Annotated in this window: 14 protein-coding genes; 4 read left to right on the top strand and 10 right to left on the bottom strand. The window is 75.4% G+C overall.

Features of this window, described 5'->3' with window-relative positions; translation table 11 throughout:
* Positions 1-64 precede the first annotated feature (64 nt).
* From PH190_RS02110 to PH190_RS02100, 3 genes are read left to right on the top strand one after another with little or no spacing between them, the layout of a single operon-like run.
* Positions 65-238 (top strand): hypothetical protein, encoded by a 174-nt coding sequence (locus PH190_RS02110; RefSeq protein WP_274229850.1) that lies wholly within the window; start codon positions 65-67, stop codon positions 236-238.
* Positions 226-945: a hypothetical protein gene (locus PH190_RS02105; RefSeq protein WP_274229849.1), complete on the top strand. Its 720-nt coding sequence runs from the start codon at positions 226-228 to the stop codon at positions 943-945. Before PH190_RS02110 ends, PH190_RS02105 begins: the two co-directional genes overlap by 13 nt.
* Positions 942-4,190: a bifunctional cytochrome P450/NADPH--P450 reductase gene (locus PH190_RS02100; RefSeq protein WP_274229848.1), complete on the top strand. Its 3,249-nt coding sequence runs from the start codon at positions 942-944 to the stop codon at positions 4,188-4,190. The genes PH190_RS02105 and PH190_RS02100 overlap by 4 nt, the downstream gene beginning before the upstream one ends.
* 13 nt (positions 4,191-4,203) lie before the next feature.
* Here the strand turns inward: PH190_RS02100 and PH190_RS02095 are convergent, their stop codons facing one another.
* From PH190_RS02095 to PH190_RS02070, 6 genes are all read right to left on the bottom strand, one after another.
* Positions 4,204-4,506, bottom strand: coding sequence for an HPr family phosphocarrier protein (locus tag PH190_RS02095; protein ID WP_274229847.1), 303 nt, complete (start codon positions 4,504-4,506; stop codon positions 4,204-4,206).
* 137 nt (positions 4,507-4,643) lie between these two features.
* Positions 4,644-4,985, bottom strand: a complete 342-nt coding sequence (locus PH190_RS02090) for an HPr family phosphocarrier protein (protein ID WP_337993784.1) — start codon at positions 4,983-4,985, stop codon at positions 4,644-4,646.
* Complete coding sequence (locus tag PH190_RS02085) at positions 4,982-6,586, bottom strand: PTS fructose transporter subunit IIC (protein WP_274229846.1); 1,605 nt, start codon at positions 6,584-6,586, stop codon at positions 4,982-4,984. The genes PH190_RS02090 and PH190_RS02085 overlap by 4 nt, the downstream gene beginning before the upstream one ends.
* The gene (locus PH190_RS02080) at positions 6,583-7,041 is read right to left on the bottom strand and encodes a PTS sugar transporter subunit IIA (protein WP_274229845.1); all 459 of its coding nucleotides are present in this window, start codon (positions 7,039-7,041) and stop codon (positions 6,583-6,585) included. Before PH190_RS02080 ends, PH190_RS02085 begins: the two co-directional genes overlap by 4 nt.
* Entirely contained in the window at positions 7,038-7,988 is a 951-nt protein-coding gene (gene pfkB, locus PH190_RS02075; protein ID WP_274230047.1) for a 1-phosphofructokinase, read from the bottom strand. Before pfkB ends, PH190_RS02080 begins: the two co-directional genes overlap by 4 nt.
* Before the next feature lie 23 nt (positions 7,989-8,011).
* Positions 8,012-8,782, bottom strand: coding sequence for a DeoR/GlpR family DNA-binding transcription regulator (locus PH190_RS02070; RefSeq protein WP_274229844.1), 771 nt, complete (start codon positions 8,780-8,782; stop codon positions 8,012-8,014).
* A gap of 137 nt (positions 8,783-8,919) precedes the next feature.
* On the opposite strand from PH190_RS02070, the gene PH190_RS02065 reads away from it, so the two are divergent.
* Positions 8,920-10,617, top strand: a complete 1,698-nt coding sequence (locus PH190_RS02065; protein WP_274229843.1) for a putative PEP-binding protein — start codon at positions 8,920-8,922, stop codon at positions 10,615-10,617.
* Between the two features lie 4 nt (positions 10,618-10,621).
* Here PH190_RS02065 and PH190_RS02060 read toward each other — a convergent pair whose 3' ends face one another.
* The 4 genes from PH190_RS02060 to PH190_RS02045 all read right to left on the bottom strand — a co-directional run bounded on the left by PH190_RS02060 (position 10,622) and on the right by PH190_RS02045 (position 15,580).
* Entirely contained in the window at positions 10,622-11,788 is a 1,167-nt protein-coding gene (locus PH190_RS02060; RefSeq protein ID WP_274229842.1) for an RtcB family protein, read from the bottom strand.
* Positions 11,789-11,867: 79 nt separating this feature from the next.
* Positions 11,868-12,659, bottom strand: coding sequence for an IclR family transcriptional regulator (locus PH190_RS02055; protein WP_274229841.1), 792 nt, complete (start codon positions 12,657-12,659; stop codon positions 11,868-11,870).
* 38 nt (positions 12,660-12,697) lie between these two features.
* A complete protein-coding gene (locus tag PH190_RS02050; protein ID WP_274229840.1) occupies positions 12,698-13,948 on the bottom strand; it encodes an MFS transporter in 1,251 nt (416 codons plus the stop codon).
* A 33-nt stretch (positions 13,949-13,981) separates the two neighbouring features.
* Positions 13,982-15,580, bottom strand: coding sequence for a bifunctional 3-(3-hydroxy-phenyl)propionate/3-hydroxycinnamic acid hydroxylase (locus PH190_RS02045; RefSeq protein WP_274229839.1), 1,599 nt, complete (start codon positions 15,578-15,580; stop codon positions 13,982-13,984).
* Between the last annotated feature and the right edge of the window lie 13 nt (positions 15,581-15,593).

The raw sequence follows: 15,593 nt of genomic DNA, 5'->3' as shown, positions 1-15,593 counted from the left end.
GTCCGGACGGGGTGGGAGACCCCTCGCGCGGCGCACGCTCGACGGCGTCGCGGAGGAGGACGCCATGCACCTGACGGTCGATCTCCTCCGCACGGCCGACGGGCGTCTGGAGGGCACCGTGATCACCGAGACCGGTCGGGAGCAGCCGTTCTCCGGCACGCTCGACCTGCTGCGCATCCTGGAGGACCTGCAGCCCGCGCCGCCCGCCCACGGCCCGGACGAGCGGTGGCCGCGGTGAAGCCGGCGACGCCGCGCTCGGCGGCGGTCCTGGGGCTCGTCTTCGCCGCCCTGTTCGTCGCCGCGCTGGTCACGGTCAACGCGGTCCCGCACCTCGACGCGCCGGTGTCGGCCTACGGCGCGTTCTACGACGGCGCGGGCGACACGGTCGTCACGGCCGTCGCGATCTACCTCGTGCCGCTGGCCGGGATCGCGTTCCTGTGGTTCGCCGTCGCGCTGCGCTCGGTGCTCGACGGGTTGGCGAGGACGCCCTCGGCGATGGCCGACGGCCTCAACCTGCTCTCGGGCGTGCTGTTCGTCGGGCTGCTGTTCGCCGGCACGGCCGCGCTCGCGACGCCGGTGCTGCTGACGACGATCGGCGGCGGCGCGCCGCTCGACCCGGAGATCGCCCGGGGGCTCTCGGCGCTGGGCTACGGCCTGGTCTTCCTGTTCTCCGTGCGCGGCGCGGGCATGTTCGCGCTGACCACGACCACGCTCCTGCGCGCCGCGGGCGTGATGCCCCGCGGCGTCGCGGTCGTCGGCTACCTCCTCGCGACCTGGCTCCTGCTGACCGCGACCGACCACCCCGCGAGCCTGCTCGTCCTGCCGGCCTGGGTGGTGCTCGTCGCGGTCGCCCTGCTGCGCCACGACCGTCGGGTCCGCCGCGAGCACCCCGACCCGAGCCCCACCCCGGCATCCGCCGTCCTGACCCCGAGGAGCGAGCCATGACCACCACCCCTGAGGCCCCCGGTCGGTCGCTCGCCGACATCCCGGGACCGAAGCCGCTGCCGATCATCGGCAACGCCCGCGACATCGACACCCACCGGCTGGTCCAGAGCATCATGGAGCTGGCCGACGAGTACGGCCCGATCCTCCAGCTGCACACCCCGGCCGGGACGACCTACGTCGTCTCCGGGCTGGAGATGGTCCAGGACCTCTGCGACGACAGCCGCTTCGACAAGCTCGTCGGCACCGGTCAGCGTGAGATCCGCAAGACCCACACGAGCGCCGGGCTGTTCACCGCCGACACCGCCGACCCGCTGTGGAAGTCCGCGCACGACATCCTGCTGCCGAGCTTCTCCACGTGGGCGATGAAGGGCTACGTCGACCCGATGGTCGACATCGCCCAGCAGCTGATGCTCAAGTGGGAGCGGCTCAACCCCGACGAGCCGATCGACGTCGCGGGGGACATGACCCGGCTGACGCTCGACACCATCGCGCTGTGCGGCTTCGGGTACCGCTTCAACTCCTTCTACCGCGACACCCAGCACCCCTTCGTCGAGGCGATGATGGAGTCGCTCTCGGAGAGCCTCAAGCGCCAGCAGATGCTGCCGGTCCAGATCAAGCTCCGCCGGGGCGCGCAGCAGCGCTTCCTCGCGAACGCGAAGTTCATGGACGACACGATCGACAAGATCGTCAAGGAGCGGCGCGCGTCGGGCGACCCGGGCACCGACCTGCTCGGGCACATGCTCGTCGGCACCGACAAGCAGGGGAACACGCTGCCCGACCACAACATCGTCGCGCAGTGCGGCACCTTCCTCATCGCCGGACACGAGACGACGAGCGGGCTCCTGTCGTTCGCCGTGTACTACCTGCTCAAGCACCCCGAGGTGGTCGCGCGCGCCCAGGAGGAGGTCGACCGCGTGCTCGGCACCGACCCGGGCGTCGCGCCGACCGTGGCGCAGATCGGGCAGCTCGGCTACGTCCGGCAGATCCTCGACGAGACGCTGCGGCTCTGGCCCACCGCGCCCGCGTTCACCCGCCAGGCCCGCAGCCCGGGGGAGACGGTCGGTGGGTACGGTCCGTTCGACCCGGGAACGGGGATCGTCGCGCTGACCCCGATGCTGCACCGCCTGACCGAGGTGTGGGGTCCCGACGCCCGCGAGTTCAACCCCGACCACGTCGCCCCGGAGCGCCTCGACGCGCTGCCCCCGAACGCCTACCGGCCGTTCGGCTCCGGGCAGCGGGCCTGCATCGGGCGGCAGTTCGCGCTGCAGGAGGCCGTCCTGGTGCTCGGGATGGTGCTGCAGCGCTTCGAGCTCGTCGACCACGCGGACTACCAGCTGCGGATCAAGGAGTCGCTGACGATCAAGCCCGAGGGGCTCACGATCACCGTGCGGCCCCGCGAGGGCCGCACGTGGGGGTCGGCGGCGCGGCCGGCGGCCGTGGCCGCCGCGGAGCCCCGGCCCGCGAGCCTGCCCGTCACCCCGGCCGACCGGCACGGCACCCCGCTGCTCGTGCTGTTCGGCTCCAACCTCGGGGCGGCCGAGGACCTCGCCACCCGCATCGCCCGCGACGCCGGAGATCGCGGGTACACCGCCCGCACCGCCGCGCTCGACGAGGCCGTCGGCGAGCTGCCGACCGAGGGCGCCGTCGTCGTCGTGACCTCGTCCTACAACGGGGAGCCGCCGGACAACGCCGCCCGGTTCTGCACCTGGCTCGACTCCGACGCGGCGTCGGCGGCGGGCGTGCGCTTCACCGTCTTCGGCTGCGGCAACCGCGACTGGGCCGCGACGTACCAGGCCGTGCCGACCCGCGTCGACGCCGGACTGGAGGCCAAGGGCGGCACCCGCGTGCACCCGCGCGGCGAGGGCGACGCGCGCGGCGACTTCGACGGGCAGTTCGACGACTGGTACCGCGGGCTGTGGGACGACCTGGGCGCCGCGCTCGGGCTCGACGCGACGACCACGGCGACCGCCGCGAGCGGACCGCGGCTGGCGGTGTCGCTCGAGCAGCGCCGCACCGCGAGCCCGGTGCTGCAGTCGTACCGCGGCCAGGCGGCGACGGTGCGCGTCAACCGCGAGCTCACCGCCCGCGGCGGTGGCGGTGGCGGGCGGTCGGTGCGCCACCTCGAGATCGCGATGCCCGCCGGCATCTCCTACGGCACCGGCGACCACCTGGGCGTCCTGCCCCGCAACCCGATGGGGCTGGTCAACCGCGTCATCCGGCGCTTCGGGCTCGACGGCGGCCAGTTCGCGACGCTGACGGCCAACGGCAGCGCGCCCACCCACCTGCCCGTCGGCGAGCCCTACCCGCTGCTCGCGATCCTCGCCGGCTGCGTCGAGCTGCAGGACGTGGCCAGCCGCGCGGGGCTGGCGGCGATGGTGGCGGCGATGCCGGAGGGGCCGGCGCGCGACGAGCTCGCGGCGACGGTCGGCGACGACGACGCCGCCAAGGAGCGGTACCGGGAGACGATCGCCAAGCCGCGGCGCACGCTGCTCGAGCTGCTCGAGCAGCACCCGGAGTGCGACCTCGGGTTCGCCGCGTTCCTCGACCTGATGCCGCCGCTGCGCCCGCGCTTCTACTCGATCTCGTCGTCACCGCAGGTGTCGGCGGACGTGGCGCTGACGGTCGGGGTGCTCGAGGCCCCGGCGCGCTCGGGCGACGGCACCTACCGCGGCGTGTGCTCCGGGCACCTCGACGACGTGCCCGAGGGCGGCACGGTGTTCACGTTCGTCCGCTCGCCCAGCATCGCCTTCCGCCCGCCGGCGAACCCGCACGTGCCCATGATCATGGTGGGGGCGGGGACGGGCATGGCGCCGTTCCGCGGGTTCCTCCAGGAGCGCGAGGCGCTGCGGGCGAAGGGCGTGCCGATCGCGCGCTCGCTGCTGTTCCTCGGCTGCCGCGACCCCGAGGACGACCTGCTCTACGCCGACGAGCTCGCCGCGTTCGAGAAGGCGGGCGTGGCGACGCTGTTCCCGGCGTACTCGCGGGTGCCCGGCTACCCCTACCGCTACGTCCAGCACGCGCTCGAGGGCGCCGCCGACGAGGTGTGGGCGGCCATGCAGGCCGACGCCGTGGTCTACGTCTGCGGCAACGCCTCGACCATGGCGCCCGGGGTGCGTGCGGCCCTCGTGGCGGTGTTCCGCGCGAAGACCGGCGCGGGCGAGGCCGACGGCGCGGCGTGGCTCGCGGGCCTGCGGTCCTCGGAGCGCTACCTCGAGGACATCTGGGGCGAGACCGCGGTGGTGTGACCGGTGCCGGCGCTCAGGCCTCCTGGCCGCCGGCGGGCTCGTCGTCGGGCTCGAGGTCGCGGGCCAGCTCGCCGGCGAGGAGGTCGACGCTGGCCTGCGCCCCGGCCTCGTGCTCGTCGGCGGTCAGCGTGACCTCCTGCCCGGCCGCGATGCCCAGCTCGACCACCCCGAGCACGCTGCGCGCGTCGGCCGAGCGCCCGTCGTCGACCACGACGTGCACCCGGGCCGGCTGCGCGCGGGCGGTGGTGCAGAAGCGCCCCGCGGCCTCCTCCCCGAGCCCGCGGGGCGTGGCGACGACGACCTGGCGCGCGATCACGTCCCCAACCTACGTCCCGTGCCGGCCACGATCTCCCGGAGCTCGACGAGGTCGGCGGCACCGGGAACCAGCGAAGGGCCCCTCCGGTCGACGAGATCGACCGGAGGGGCCCTTCGCTCGGTACGGGCCGGGCGGGGTCAGGCGTCGAGGTCCGTCGCGAGCAGGTCGGCGAGGGTGTCGACGCTGCTCTGCGCGCCGTCCTGGCCGGGGTCGGCGCTCAGCGTGACCTCCTGCCCGCCGCGGACGCCGAGGCCGAGCACCGAGAGCATGCTGCGCGCGTCGGCGGTGCTGCCCTCGGCGGTCGCGACGGTGACGGTGGCGGGTTGGGCCGCCGCGGCCCGGCAGAACACGGCGGCGGGGCGGGCGTGCAGTCCGATCGGGGTGGCGACGACGACCTGTCGGGAGATCATGCTGGGCTCCTGGGTGGGCACCGGGACGGGCTGGGCGACGGGCTGGGGCTGGGGGTGCGGGGCGGTCACGCGGACGCTCCCGCCGTGGTGGCGGCACCGGCGCGCGAGGGCTCCGCGGGGGCTCCGCCGTCCGTCTCGCCGTCCGTCCCGCCGTCCGTCCCGCCGTCCGTCCCGCCGGCCGTGTCGCCGGCCGGCTCGGCACCGGACCCGGCGGGACGGCGCCGCGCGAAGGACTTGAGGGCGACGACCAGCGCGGTCGCCACAACGGTCCCGATGACGACCGCGGCGAGGAAGCCGAGCGGGTTGCCCATCAGCGGCACCACGAAGACGCCGCCGTGCGGGGCGCGCAGGGTCGCGCCGAAGGCCATCGACAGGGCGCCGGTCACCGCGCCGCCGGCCATGATCGCCGGGATGACGCGGAACGGGTCGGCGGCGGCGAACGGGATGGCGCCCTCGGAGATGAACGAGGCACCGAGCAGCCACGCGGCCCGCCCGTTCTCCCGCTCGACGTCGGTGAACAGCGACCGGCGCACGACCGTGGCCAGGGCCATCGCGAGCGGCGGGACCATCCCGGCGGCCATCACCGCGGCCATGATCGTCAGGGCGGTCGGCGACGCGGTGGTGAGGCCGGCGACGGCGAAGGTGTAGGCCGCCTTGTTGACCGGGCCGCCCATGTCGAAGCACATCATCAGCCCGAGCAGCAGGCCCAGCAGCACCGCGTTGGTGCCGGAGAGGCCGTTGAGCCAGTTCGTGAGGCCGTCGGTGGCCGCGGCGATCGGGCGCCCGACCACGACGTACATCAGCAGGCCGACCACCGCGGTCGAGATCAGCGGGATGACGACCACGGGCATGATGCCCGCGAGCGCCCGTGGCACCCGCCAGGTCTTGATCCACATGACGAGCCCGCCCGCGACGAACCCGGACACCAGGCCCCCGAGGAAGCCCGCGCCCGTCGTCACGGCGATCGCGCCGCCGACGAAGCCGGGGACGAGCGCCGGGCGGTCGGCCATCGCGTAGGCGATGTAGCCGGACAGCACCGGGACGAGGAAGTTGAACGCCGCCGACCCGATGCCGAAGGCGAGCGCGCCCCAGGCGGTGAGGGAGCCGGCGTCGAAGCCGCCGGACAGGATCGTCTCGTAGAGCGGCTCGTCCTCGGGGAGGTTGATCTGGTAGCCGCCGAGCGCGAAGCCGAGGGCGATGAGCAGGCCGCCGGCCGCGACGAAGGGGATGACGAAGCTGACGCCGGTCATCAGCCAGGCGCGGACCCGCGACGCGGCGCCGGGGCCGGCCGGGGCCTTGGCACCGGCGGGCGTGGCCGGGCTGCCGCCGCCGGCGGTGGCCGGTGCCGCGGTGCGGGCCGGGGCCTCGGCCGCGGCCTGCTCGGCCTGGGCGATCAGGCCGGGAGCGCCGGAGATGGCCTTCTTCACCCCGACCTGGACCAGCGGCAGGTGCGCGAAACGCTCCTTGTCGCGGACCTCGACGTCGGCGGCGAAGATCGCGGCGTCGGCCTCGGCGAGCTGTTCCGCCGTCAGCGGGGTCGAGCCGGCCGAGCCCTGGGTCTCGACGGTGAGGGTGTGTCCCGCCTCCTCCGCGGCGATCTCGAGGGCCTCGGCGGCCATGTACGTGTGGGCGATGCCCGTCGGGCACGCGGTGACGGCGACGATCTTCACGCCGACACCTCCTTCGCGATGAAGTCGGCGGCCTGCGCGGCGTCGGTGGCCTGGCGCAGGGTGTCCTTGAAGCTGCTGCGCATGAGCCGGCGGGCCAGCGCGGCCAGCACGGTCATGTGCTCGTCACCGCCGCCGGCGGGGGCGGCGATGAGGAAGACGAGGTCGGCCGGGCCGTCCTCGGCGCCGAAGTCGACGCCGGCGGCGCTGCGGCCGAAGCCGAGGGTCGGGACGGTGACCGCGGCGGAGCGGCAGTGCGGGATGCCGATCCCGCCCTCGAGCCCGGTCGGCATCTGGGCCTCGCGCGCCTCGACGTCGGCGAGGAACTGCTCGAGGTCGCTGACGCGGCCGGCGGCGACGAGGCGCTCGGCCAGCGAGCGCACGGCCGCGGCGCGGTCGCCGGCGGGCAGGTCGAGGTCGACGAGGTCGGCGGTGATGAGGGCGGTGCTGGTGGTCATGCTGCCTCTCCGGTGAGGTCGAGGGACTCCTCCGGCGCGGACGCCGGCTTGACGGACGAGATGTCGATGTCGGCGGGGCCGGGGACGGCGGTCCCGGGCAGTCCGACGGCGGCGGCCCCGCAGGCCACCGCGTGCACGAGCGCGTCGGCCGGGGACGCGCCGGATGTGCGGGCGAGCAGGTAGCCGGCCAGCGTCGAGTCGCCGGCGCCGACGGTGCTGCGCACCGCGGTCACCGGCACGCTCGCGGTGTGCCAGGTGCCCTCGGGCGCCACGACGACGGCACCGGCCGCGCCGAGGCTGACGAGCACCGTGTCGATCCCGCCGCCGCGCAGGTCCGCCGCGGCGGCGAGGACGTCGGCGAGGCGGGGCAGCGGGTGGCCGACGAGCTCCGCGAGCTCGGCGACGTTCGGCTTGACGAGGTCGGGGCCGGCGGCGACGGCGGCGGCCAGCGCCGGGCCGCTGGTGTCGACCGCGACCCGGGCGTCACCGCGCCGGGCCGCGGTGACGATGCGGGCGTGCAGGTCGTCCGGGGCGCCGCGGGGCACGCTGCCCGCGGTGACCACCCAGGCCGCGGGCGCGGCGTGGGCGGCGACGGTGTCGACGAGCGCAGCCACCTCGTGGGCGTGGAGCTCGACACCCGGCTCGTTGATCTTGGTGGTCGTCCCGTCGGCCTCGACGAGCGCGGTGTTGACGCGGGTGGTGCCGCGCGCCGGCGTGCTCACCGGCTGGATGCCGGCCGCGCGCAGCAGCGTCGCGAGCTCGCCGGTGCCGCCGGGCATCACCGCGAGCGTCGGGTGGCCGAAGGCGGCGAGGACCCGCGAGACGTTGACGCCCTTGCCACCGGGGTCGACCCGGGAGGCGTCGGCGCGCAGGACGGCGCCGCGGACGAGGGCGGCGACCTCGACGGTGCGGTCGAGGCTCGGGTTGGGGGTGACCGTGACGACCATCGGCCCCGCGCTCCCCCGGGTGCTCACGCGATCACCAGCTCGGGCCCGGCGGCGCGCAGCGCGTCGGCCGCCCCGGGGTGGGCGGTGGTCAGGCCGGCGTCGGTGACGAGCGTGTCGACCATGTCGAGCGTCGCGAAGCGCGAGAACGAGTCGGCGCCGTACTTGCCGGCGTCCGCGACGACCATCGTGCGGGCGCCGGCGCGGGCCATCGCGCCCTTGACCGCGGCCTCGGCGACGTCGGGCGTGGTGAGCCCCCGGTCCACCGAGAAGCCGTTGGTGCCGAGCACCGCGACGTCGACGTTGACGCTCTCCAGCGTCTGCAGGGCCCAGCGGTCGACCGCGGAGAGCGTGGTGCCGCGTACCCGCCCGCCGATCATGTGGACGGTGATGCGGTGCCGCCCCGCGAGGAGCGTGGCGATCGGCAGCGCGTTGGTGACGACCGTGAGCTCGACGTCGTCGGGCAGCAGCGCGGCCATGCGCGCGGTCGTGGTGCCCGCGTCGAGCAGGATCGTCGACGCCGGGCCGAGCTCGGCGACCGCGGCCTTGGCGATGCGGTCCTTCTCCTCGCTCGCGGTGGTGTCGCGCTGGGCGACGCCGGGCTCGACCTCGAGACGGCCCGCGGCGATGGCCCCGCCGTGCACCCGGTGCAGCAGCCCCTGGCGCTCGAGCGCGGTCAGGTCGCGGCGGATCGTCTCGGTGGTGACCCCGAGCTCCGCGGCGATCGCGGTCACCTCGAGGCGACCGAGCTCCTGGGCCCGGCGGACCAGGATCTGGTGACGCTCGGCGGCGTACATGCCCGATCACCTCCGGTTCTGTGTTGGTCTGGTTGGAAGTTTGTGGTTTTGCCTGTGGACTGTCAAGGGTTCCTCTCGTAGCGTTCTCGTCGGCGACACACCGACGTCACCCGCGAGCCCGACGAGGGGAGCCCACGATGAGCACGACCGAGACGCAGCAGGAGGAGGCGGTCCTGCGCGGGACCCCCGCGAGCCGCGGGGCGGCGGTGGGGCCGGTCGTCCGGGTGCCCGAGCCGCTGGGGGAGCCGGCGGCGGGCCCGGCGATCCCGGCCGAGCGCCGCGAGGCGGAGGCCGCGCGGATCGCGCCGGCGGCGGCGGAGGTCGGCGCCCGGCTCATGGCGCTGGGCAGCAAGCCGGGGCTGGACCCCGACGTGGCGAACGTGCTGTTCGCGACGTCGATGATGGCCGAGGACCCGGCGCTGCTCGACGCCGCCGGCGCCCACGTCCGCGACCACGGCACGCCGCCCGCCCGCGCCGTCTACGAGGCGGCGGCCGGGTTCGTCGCGGCGCTGCAGGCCGCGGGCGGCTACATGGCCGAGCGCGCCGGCGACGTCGTCGACGTCCGCGACCGGATCGTGGCCGAGCTCCTCGGCGTGCCGGCGCCGGGCGTGCCGCCGCTGTCCGGCCCGTCGGTGCTCGTCGCCCGCGACCTCGCGCCGGCCGACACGGCGACCCTCGAGCCCGCCACCGCCCTCGCCCTCGTCACCGAGGAGGGCGGGCCGACCAGCCACACCGCGATCCTCGCCCGCTCGCTCGGGGTGCCCGCGGTCGTCGGCTGCCGCGGCGCGGCGTCGCTCGCCGAGGGCGCCCTCGTCCGCGTCGACGGGGCCGCGGGGACCGTCGAGACGGTCGCGGCGGGCACCGCGGTGGGCGTCGACCTCGCCGCCGCCGGGCCCACCGTCGTGACCGGTCCCGTCACCACCGCCGACGGCCACCGCGTCGCCGTCGTCGCCAACATCGCCGACGCCAAGGACGCCGCGCGGGCCGCGGAGGTCGGCGCCGAGGGCGTCGGCCTGCTGCGCACCGAGCTGACCTTCCTCTCCGCGGCCACCGAGCCCTCGCCCGACGACCAGCGCGCCGGCTACGCCGCGACCATGGCCCCGCTGCACGGCCGGCCGGTCACCGCACGGACCCTCGACGCCGGCGCCGACAAGCCGGTGCCCTTCCTCGCCATGGCGCCCGAGCCCAACCCGGCGCTCGGGGTGCGCGGCCAGCGGGTGTTCGACCAGGGCGTCGCCGATCGCGACGGCGTGCTCGACCGCCAGCTCGCCGCCCTCGTCGCGGGCGCCGCGGAGGCCGGGGTGCGGCTCAAGGTGATGGCCCCGATGATCGCGACGGCCGCCGAGGCGCGCCGGTTCGTGACGCGGGCGCGCGCCGCGGGGGCGGACGAGGTCGGCGTGATGATCGAGGTCCCGGCCGCGGTGCTCGGGGCGCGCGAGCTGCTCGCCGAGGTCGACTTCGTCTCGGTCGGCACCAACGACCTCACGCAGTACCTCTTCGCCGCCGACCGCCAGTCCGGCGCGCTCGCCGGGCTCAACGACCCGTGGCAGCCGGCCCTGCTGCGCCTGCTCGACCAGCTCGGGCGGGAGGCCGCGGTGACCGCGACGCCGGTCGGCGTGTGCGGCGAGGCAGCGGCCGACCCGGACCTCGCCGTCGTCCTCGTCGGGCTGGGGGTGACCTCGCTGTCGGCGTCGCCGGCGGCGCTGCCGGCGGTGGCCGCGCGGATCGCCGCGCTGGACCTCGACACCTGCCGCCGGGCCGCGAGCGCCGCGCTCGCCGCGCCGGACGCCGAGGGCGCCCGGGCGACGGCGCGGGAGGTCGCCGCAGCCGGCTGACCGCCTACGTGCCCTTCACGTTGACGATCTGGCGCAGCGTGTGCCGGACCTCGACGAGGTCGGCGGCGTCGGCCATGACCACGTCGACGTCCTTGTAGGCCGCCGGGATCTCGTCCAGGAACGCCTCGGTGTCCCGGAACTCGATGCCCGCCATGGCCGCCCGCAGCTGCTCGTGCGTGAAGGTCTTGCGGGCCTTCGTCCGCGAGTACGCCCGGCCCGCCCCGTGGGGCGAGCTGTGCAGCGACTGCGGCTCGCCCTTGCCGGTGACCACGTACGACGCCGTGCCCATCGACCCCGGGATGAGGCCGGCCCGGCCCGCCGCGGCGTCGATGGCGCCCTTGCGCGAGACCCAGACCTCCTCGCCCGCGTGGGTCTCCTGCACCGTGTAGTTGTGGTGGCAGGAGATCCGCTCCTCCTCCACCACCTCGGTGCCGACGAACTCCGCGGTCTGCCGGACCACCCGGTCCATCATCTCCTCGCGGTTGAGCAGCGCGTAGTGCTGCGCCCACCGCAGCTCGCGGATGTAGGTCCAGAACTCGTCGGTGTCCTCGGTGAGGTAGGCGAGGTCCTGGTCGGGCAGGTCGACGCCGGCGCACGCCGCGCGGGCCACGGCGGTGTGCCGCTGCGCGATCTTGTTGCCGACGCCCCGGGAGCCGGAGTGCAGGAACAGCCACACCCGGTCGGCCTCGTCGACGGTGACCTCGATGAAGTGGTTGCCGCTGCCGAGCGTGCCGAGCTGCAGCTCCCAGCCCTTCTTGTCGCCCGCCGGGTCGAACCCGGCCTCCTCGGCGAGCTTCGTGAGCTCCTCGATCCGCGGCTCGGCGGTGGCCACGACCTTGCGGTTGTGGTGCCCGGCCGAGAGCGGGATCGCCCGCTCGATCGCCTCGCGCCGCTGCGCGAGCGACCCCTGGGCCCGCAGCTCCGACACGTCGAACCGCGTCCGCACCGCGGCCATGCCGCAGCCGATGTCGACGCCCACCGCCGCCGGCATGATCGCTCGCAGCGTCGGGATCACCGAGCCCACCGTGGCGCCCCGGCCCAGGTGGGCGTCGGGCATCAGCGCGACGTGCGGGTGGATGAAGGGCATGGCCGCCGTGCGCTCGGCCTGGGCCAGCGTGCCGTCGTCGAGGATCGACGCCCAGTTGAGCAGGCGCTCGTTGATCTTCTCCATGGTCCGTCTCCTCTCCGCGGCTCGGGGTGCCGGCGGACGGGAGGACGGTAACCAGGCGGACCGGTCGTGCACCTCCGGTTTACGCGACCCCGAGCTCGGCGGACATCGCCGCCGTCGACTCGAGCAGCGCCGCCGTGACGTCCTCGAGGACCTCGGGCGACGCCGCCCGTTCCGGCAGGGCCAGGGCCACGACGAGCGGCAGCGAGTCGCCGGTGGTGAGCACCGGCGCGGCCACCGACGCGATGCCGGGGATGACGCCGCCGGACGTCAGCGCACAGCCCCGGTGGCGCACCTCCTCGGTGATCCGGTCGATCTCCGCGGGCGCCGGTTCCGCACCCTGCGCCCGCAGGACGGGTTCGGTCAGGGTGCGGGGGAGGTGCGCGAGGTACACGCGGCCGACCGACGACGTCAGCAGCGGCATCGTCGCGCCGACCCGCACGGTGATGGGGAGCGCGTAGGCGCCGTAGTCCCAGCGGACGATGACGGGGCCGTGGTCGCCCCAGACCGCGAGGTTGACCGCGTGCCCGGTCCGGTCGCGCAGTCCGGGGATGTACTGCGAGACCAGGCCGACCTCGTCCATGCGCCGCAGCGACTCGGCGCCGAGGCGGCGCAGCGCCGGCCCCATGTCGTAGAGCCCCGAGCTGCGCGACTGCGCCACCATCCCGGCCCGGCCGAGGCTCACCAGGTAGCGGTGGGCCTTGCTCGCGCCCATGCCGCTGGCGTGCGCGATCTGCGTGAGGCTCATCGGTCCGCCACCGCGCTCGAGGGCGTCGAGCACGGTCATCGCGATCTCGACCGACTGGATGCCCTGGCGCGCGGAGCCCGACGATCCGGGTGGGTCGGTGTCGTCGTCCGTGCCGGCGGGGGCCACGACGTCGACCCTAGTCGTGACGCCGTGGCCCCCCGTGCTCACGCGGTGACCCGCGGGGTGTCCGGGTCGGCGGTGCTGCGGGAGCGGATCGCGGGGACGGCCGCGGCCAGGAGCGCACCGAGCACGCCGGGGACCGCGAACAGGTAGAAGTTCCACGCCACACCGAGCCCGGAGGACAGGATCGCCGCGCCCAGCAGTGGTCCGGCGATCGCGCCCAGGCGCCCGATCGACAGCGCCCAGCCGATCGCGCGTCCGCGCAGCTCGGGCGGGTGGTGGCCGACGATGTAGGCGTTGGTGAGCACCTGCGAGCCGATGAGGCCGAGGCCGCTGACGAACATCAGCAGGAACAGCAGGCCCAGGGCCGGGCGAGCGCTCATGACGAGCAGGCTCGCGGCGCCGGCGAGGAACGCGACGGCGACGACGGGCTTGATGCCGACACGGTCGGCGATCTTGCCGCCGAGCACCATGCCCACGCCCGCGCCGACCCACATGGCCGCGGTCTGCAGCAGCGACGAGCCGAGCGAGTAGCCCGCGGTCTGCATGATCGTCGGGAGCCAGGTGCTGATGCCGAACACGAGCAGGAGACCGCAGAACGACATCGCCCAGAACAGCAGCGTCGCGCCGCGCACACCGGGCGCGAGCAGGGGACGCAGGCCGAACAGCTCGCCGCGGCCGGGGCCCGGCGCGGGGCCGTCGGCGGCGTGCACCGGGCTCTCGGGGAGCAGCCGGATCGCCAGCGGCAGCAGGACGAGGGCGGGAGCCGCGCCGATCACGTAGATCCAGCGCCAGCTGCCGCCCGTGAGCAGGGCGGCGCCCAGCAGCGGCGCGAGCAGGGCGCCCGCGGCGTAGCCGGACATCATGATCCCGACGTTGCGGGCCCGGCGTCCCGGTGCCGAGAGGTCGGCGACGTAGGCGGTCACCGTCGGGAGCACGATGCCCAGCCCGACACCGACGCCGAACCGTGCGGCGCCGAACAGGGCGAAGCCCGGGGCGATCGCGCACACGAACATGCCCAGGGAGAACAGGGCCGCGCCGCCGATCAGCAGGCGCCGGCTGCCGGCGCGCCGGATCGTCGCCGCGCAGATCGCGGCACCGACCAGCATGCCGATGGCCACCAGCGAGCCCACGGTGCCCGCGGACGCCTTGTCCGCGTCGACGGCGGGGTCGGCGAGCAGCGAGGGGACGGTGACGCCGTAGCAGGCGAGGTCGTAGCCCTCGAGGGCGGCGAAGCCCGCGGACAGGACCAGGACGAGGCGCTCGGTGGCGCGGGTGGGTGGTGCGGTCGGCACGGTGGCTCCAGGCGGCGTCGGTGGAGAAGGGGGTCAGTGGGTCACGAGCGCGGGCGCGCCCAGGGCGGCCGCGAACGCGCGGGCGAGGGCGTCGACGGCGGCCGGGTCGGCGGCGGTGCCGTGGACGTAGAAGTCGGGGCGGACCGCGACGGCCGTCGCGTCGTGGGCCGCGAGCCAGCCGAGGTGCGTGCCCTCGACGTCCACCACGTGGCCGGGGGCGAGGCCGACCGGCGGTGCGCCGGACGCGTGCAGCGGCACCACGCGGACCCCGGCGTCGGCGAGCGCGGCGACGACGTCGGGGGCGAGGGTCACCCGCCCGGCGTCGACCAGCAGGTGCGCGCCGGGCCCGACGACCTGGTCGAGGCGGTCGCGCCGGGTGCCGTCGTCGACCCACCCGTCGACCCAGCCCTGCACCATCAGCGCGCCGCGCCCGGCACACGGCTCGTCGGCGAGCAGGCCGTCGACCAGGCCCGGGAAACGGATCTCCTCCGGGTGCTGGTCGGCCGCACGGCGCGCGAGCAGGACACGGTCGCGCTCCGCGGCGCGTGCGGGGTCGCGCACCGTCTGCTGGCGACCCAGCTCGATGCCCTTCTCGATCACCGCGCGGACGTGGGGCTCGCGCTCCTGCTGGTAGGTGTCGAGCACCTCGTCGCCGAGGCGTCCGCGCAGGACGGCGTCGAGCTTGAAGGCGATGTTCTGGGCGTCCCGGACGCCCGAGCACATGCCCTGCCCCAGGAACGGCGGCATCTGGTGGGCGGCGTCGCCGGCGAGCAGCGTGCGCCCGACCCGCCAGCGGTCGGTGACCAGCGAGCGGAACGTGTAGGTGGCGACGCGGATGAGCTCGGCGTCGTCGGGGGAGAGCCAGCGCCGGGTGCGGGCCCAGACCTTGTCGGGGTCACGCTCGGTCGCGAAGTCGTCGACCGAGTCGAGCATGTAGCTGAACCGGTGGTGCGCCGGCCCGAGCGAGATGATCGAGGTCGGGCCGGCCGGGTCGCCGACCTGGCGCGCGGTCGGCACCGCCGGGGGCGCGGCGGGGTCGCGGAACCGGAAGTCGCAGACCATCCACGGCTCGGAGAACCCGTAGTCGTCCATCGTCCGCCCGAGCGCGGCGCGCACGAAGCTGTTGCCCCCGTCGCAGGCCACGACCCAGCGGGCACGCACCCGGCCGGGCCGGGGGCCGCCGGTCGCGAGCTCGACGTGGTCGCCGTGGTCGGTGAGCCCGGTGACGGGGGTGTCGAGCCGGACCTCCGCACCGGCGGCACGCACCCGCCGGTCCAGCGCCGACTCGAGGTCGGGCTGGTACATCATGTACCACTCCGCCCACCCGCTGCGGCCGCGCTCGGCGAAGTGGTGCTCGATGAGCAGCTCGCCGGCGGCGTTGCGCCACTCGTAGTTGCGCTGCACGTGGATCCTCGGCAGCAGCTCCTCGGCGATCCCGACGCGCGCGAAGGTCCGCATCGTCTCGTCGTCGAAGATCGCCGCGCGGGGGAGGTTGTAGAGCCCGGCGTAGCGCTCCAGCACGACGACGCGGTGCCCGGCGGCACCGAGCAGCGCCGCGGTCACCATCCCGACCGGCCCGTAGCCCACGACGGCCACGTCGACCGTCCCGTCGACGTCGTCGGTCTCGATCATGCGCTGTCCTCCT

The sequence above is a fragment of the Actinomycetospora straminea genome, from assembly GCF_028737255.1.
GTDB lineage: Bacteria > Actinomycetota > Actinomycetes > Mycobacteriales > Pseudonocardiaceae > Actinomycetospora > Actinomycetospora straminea.
Note: the sequence above shows the minus strand (reverse complement) of the source record. Positions and strands in the feature narration are given on the sequence as shown.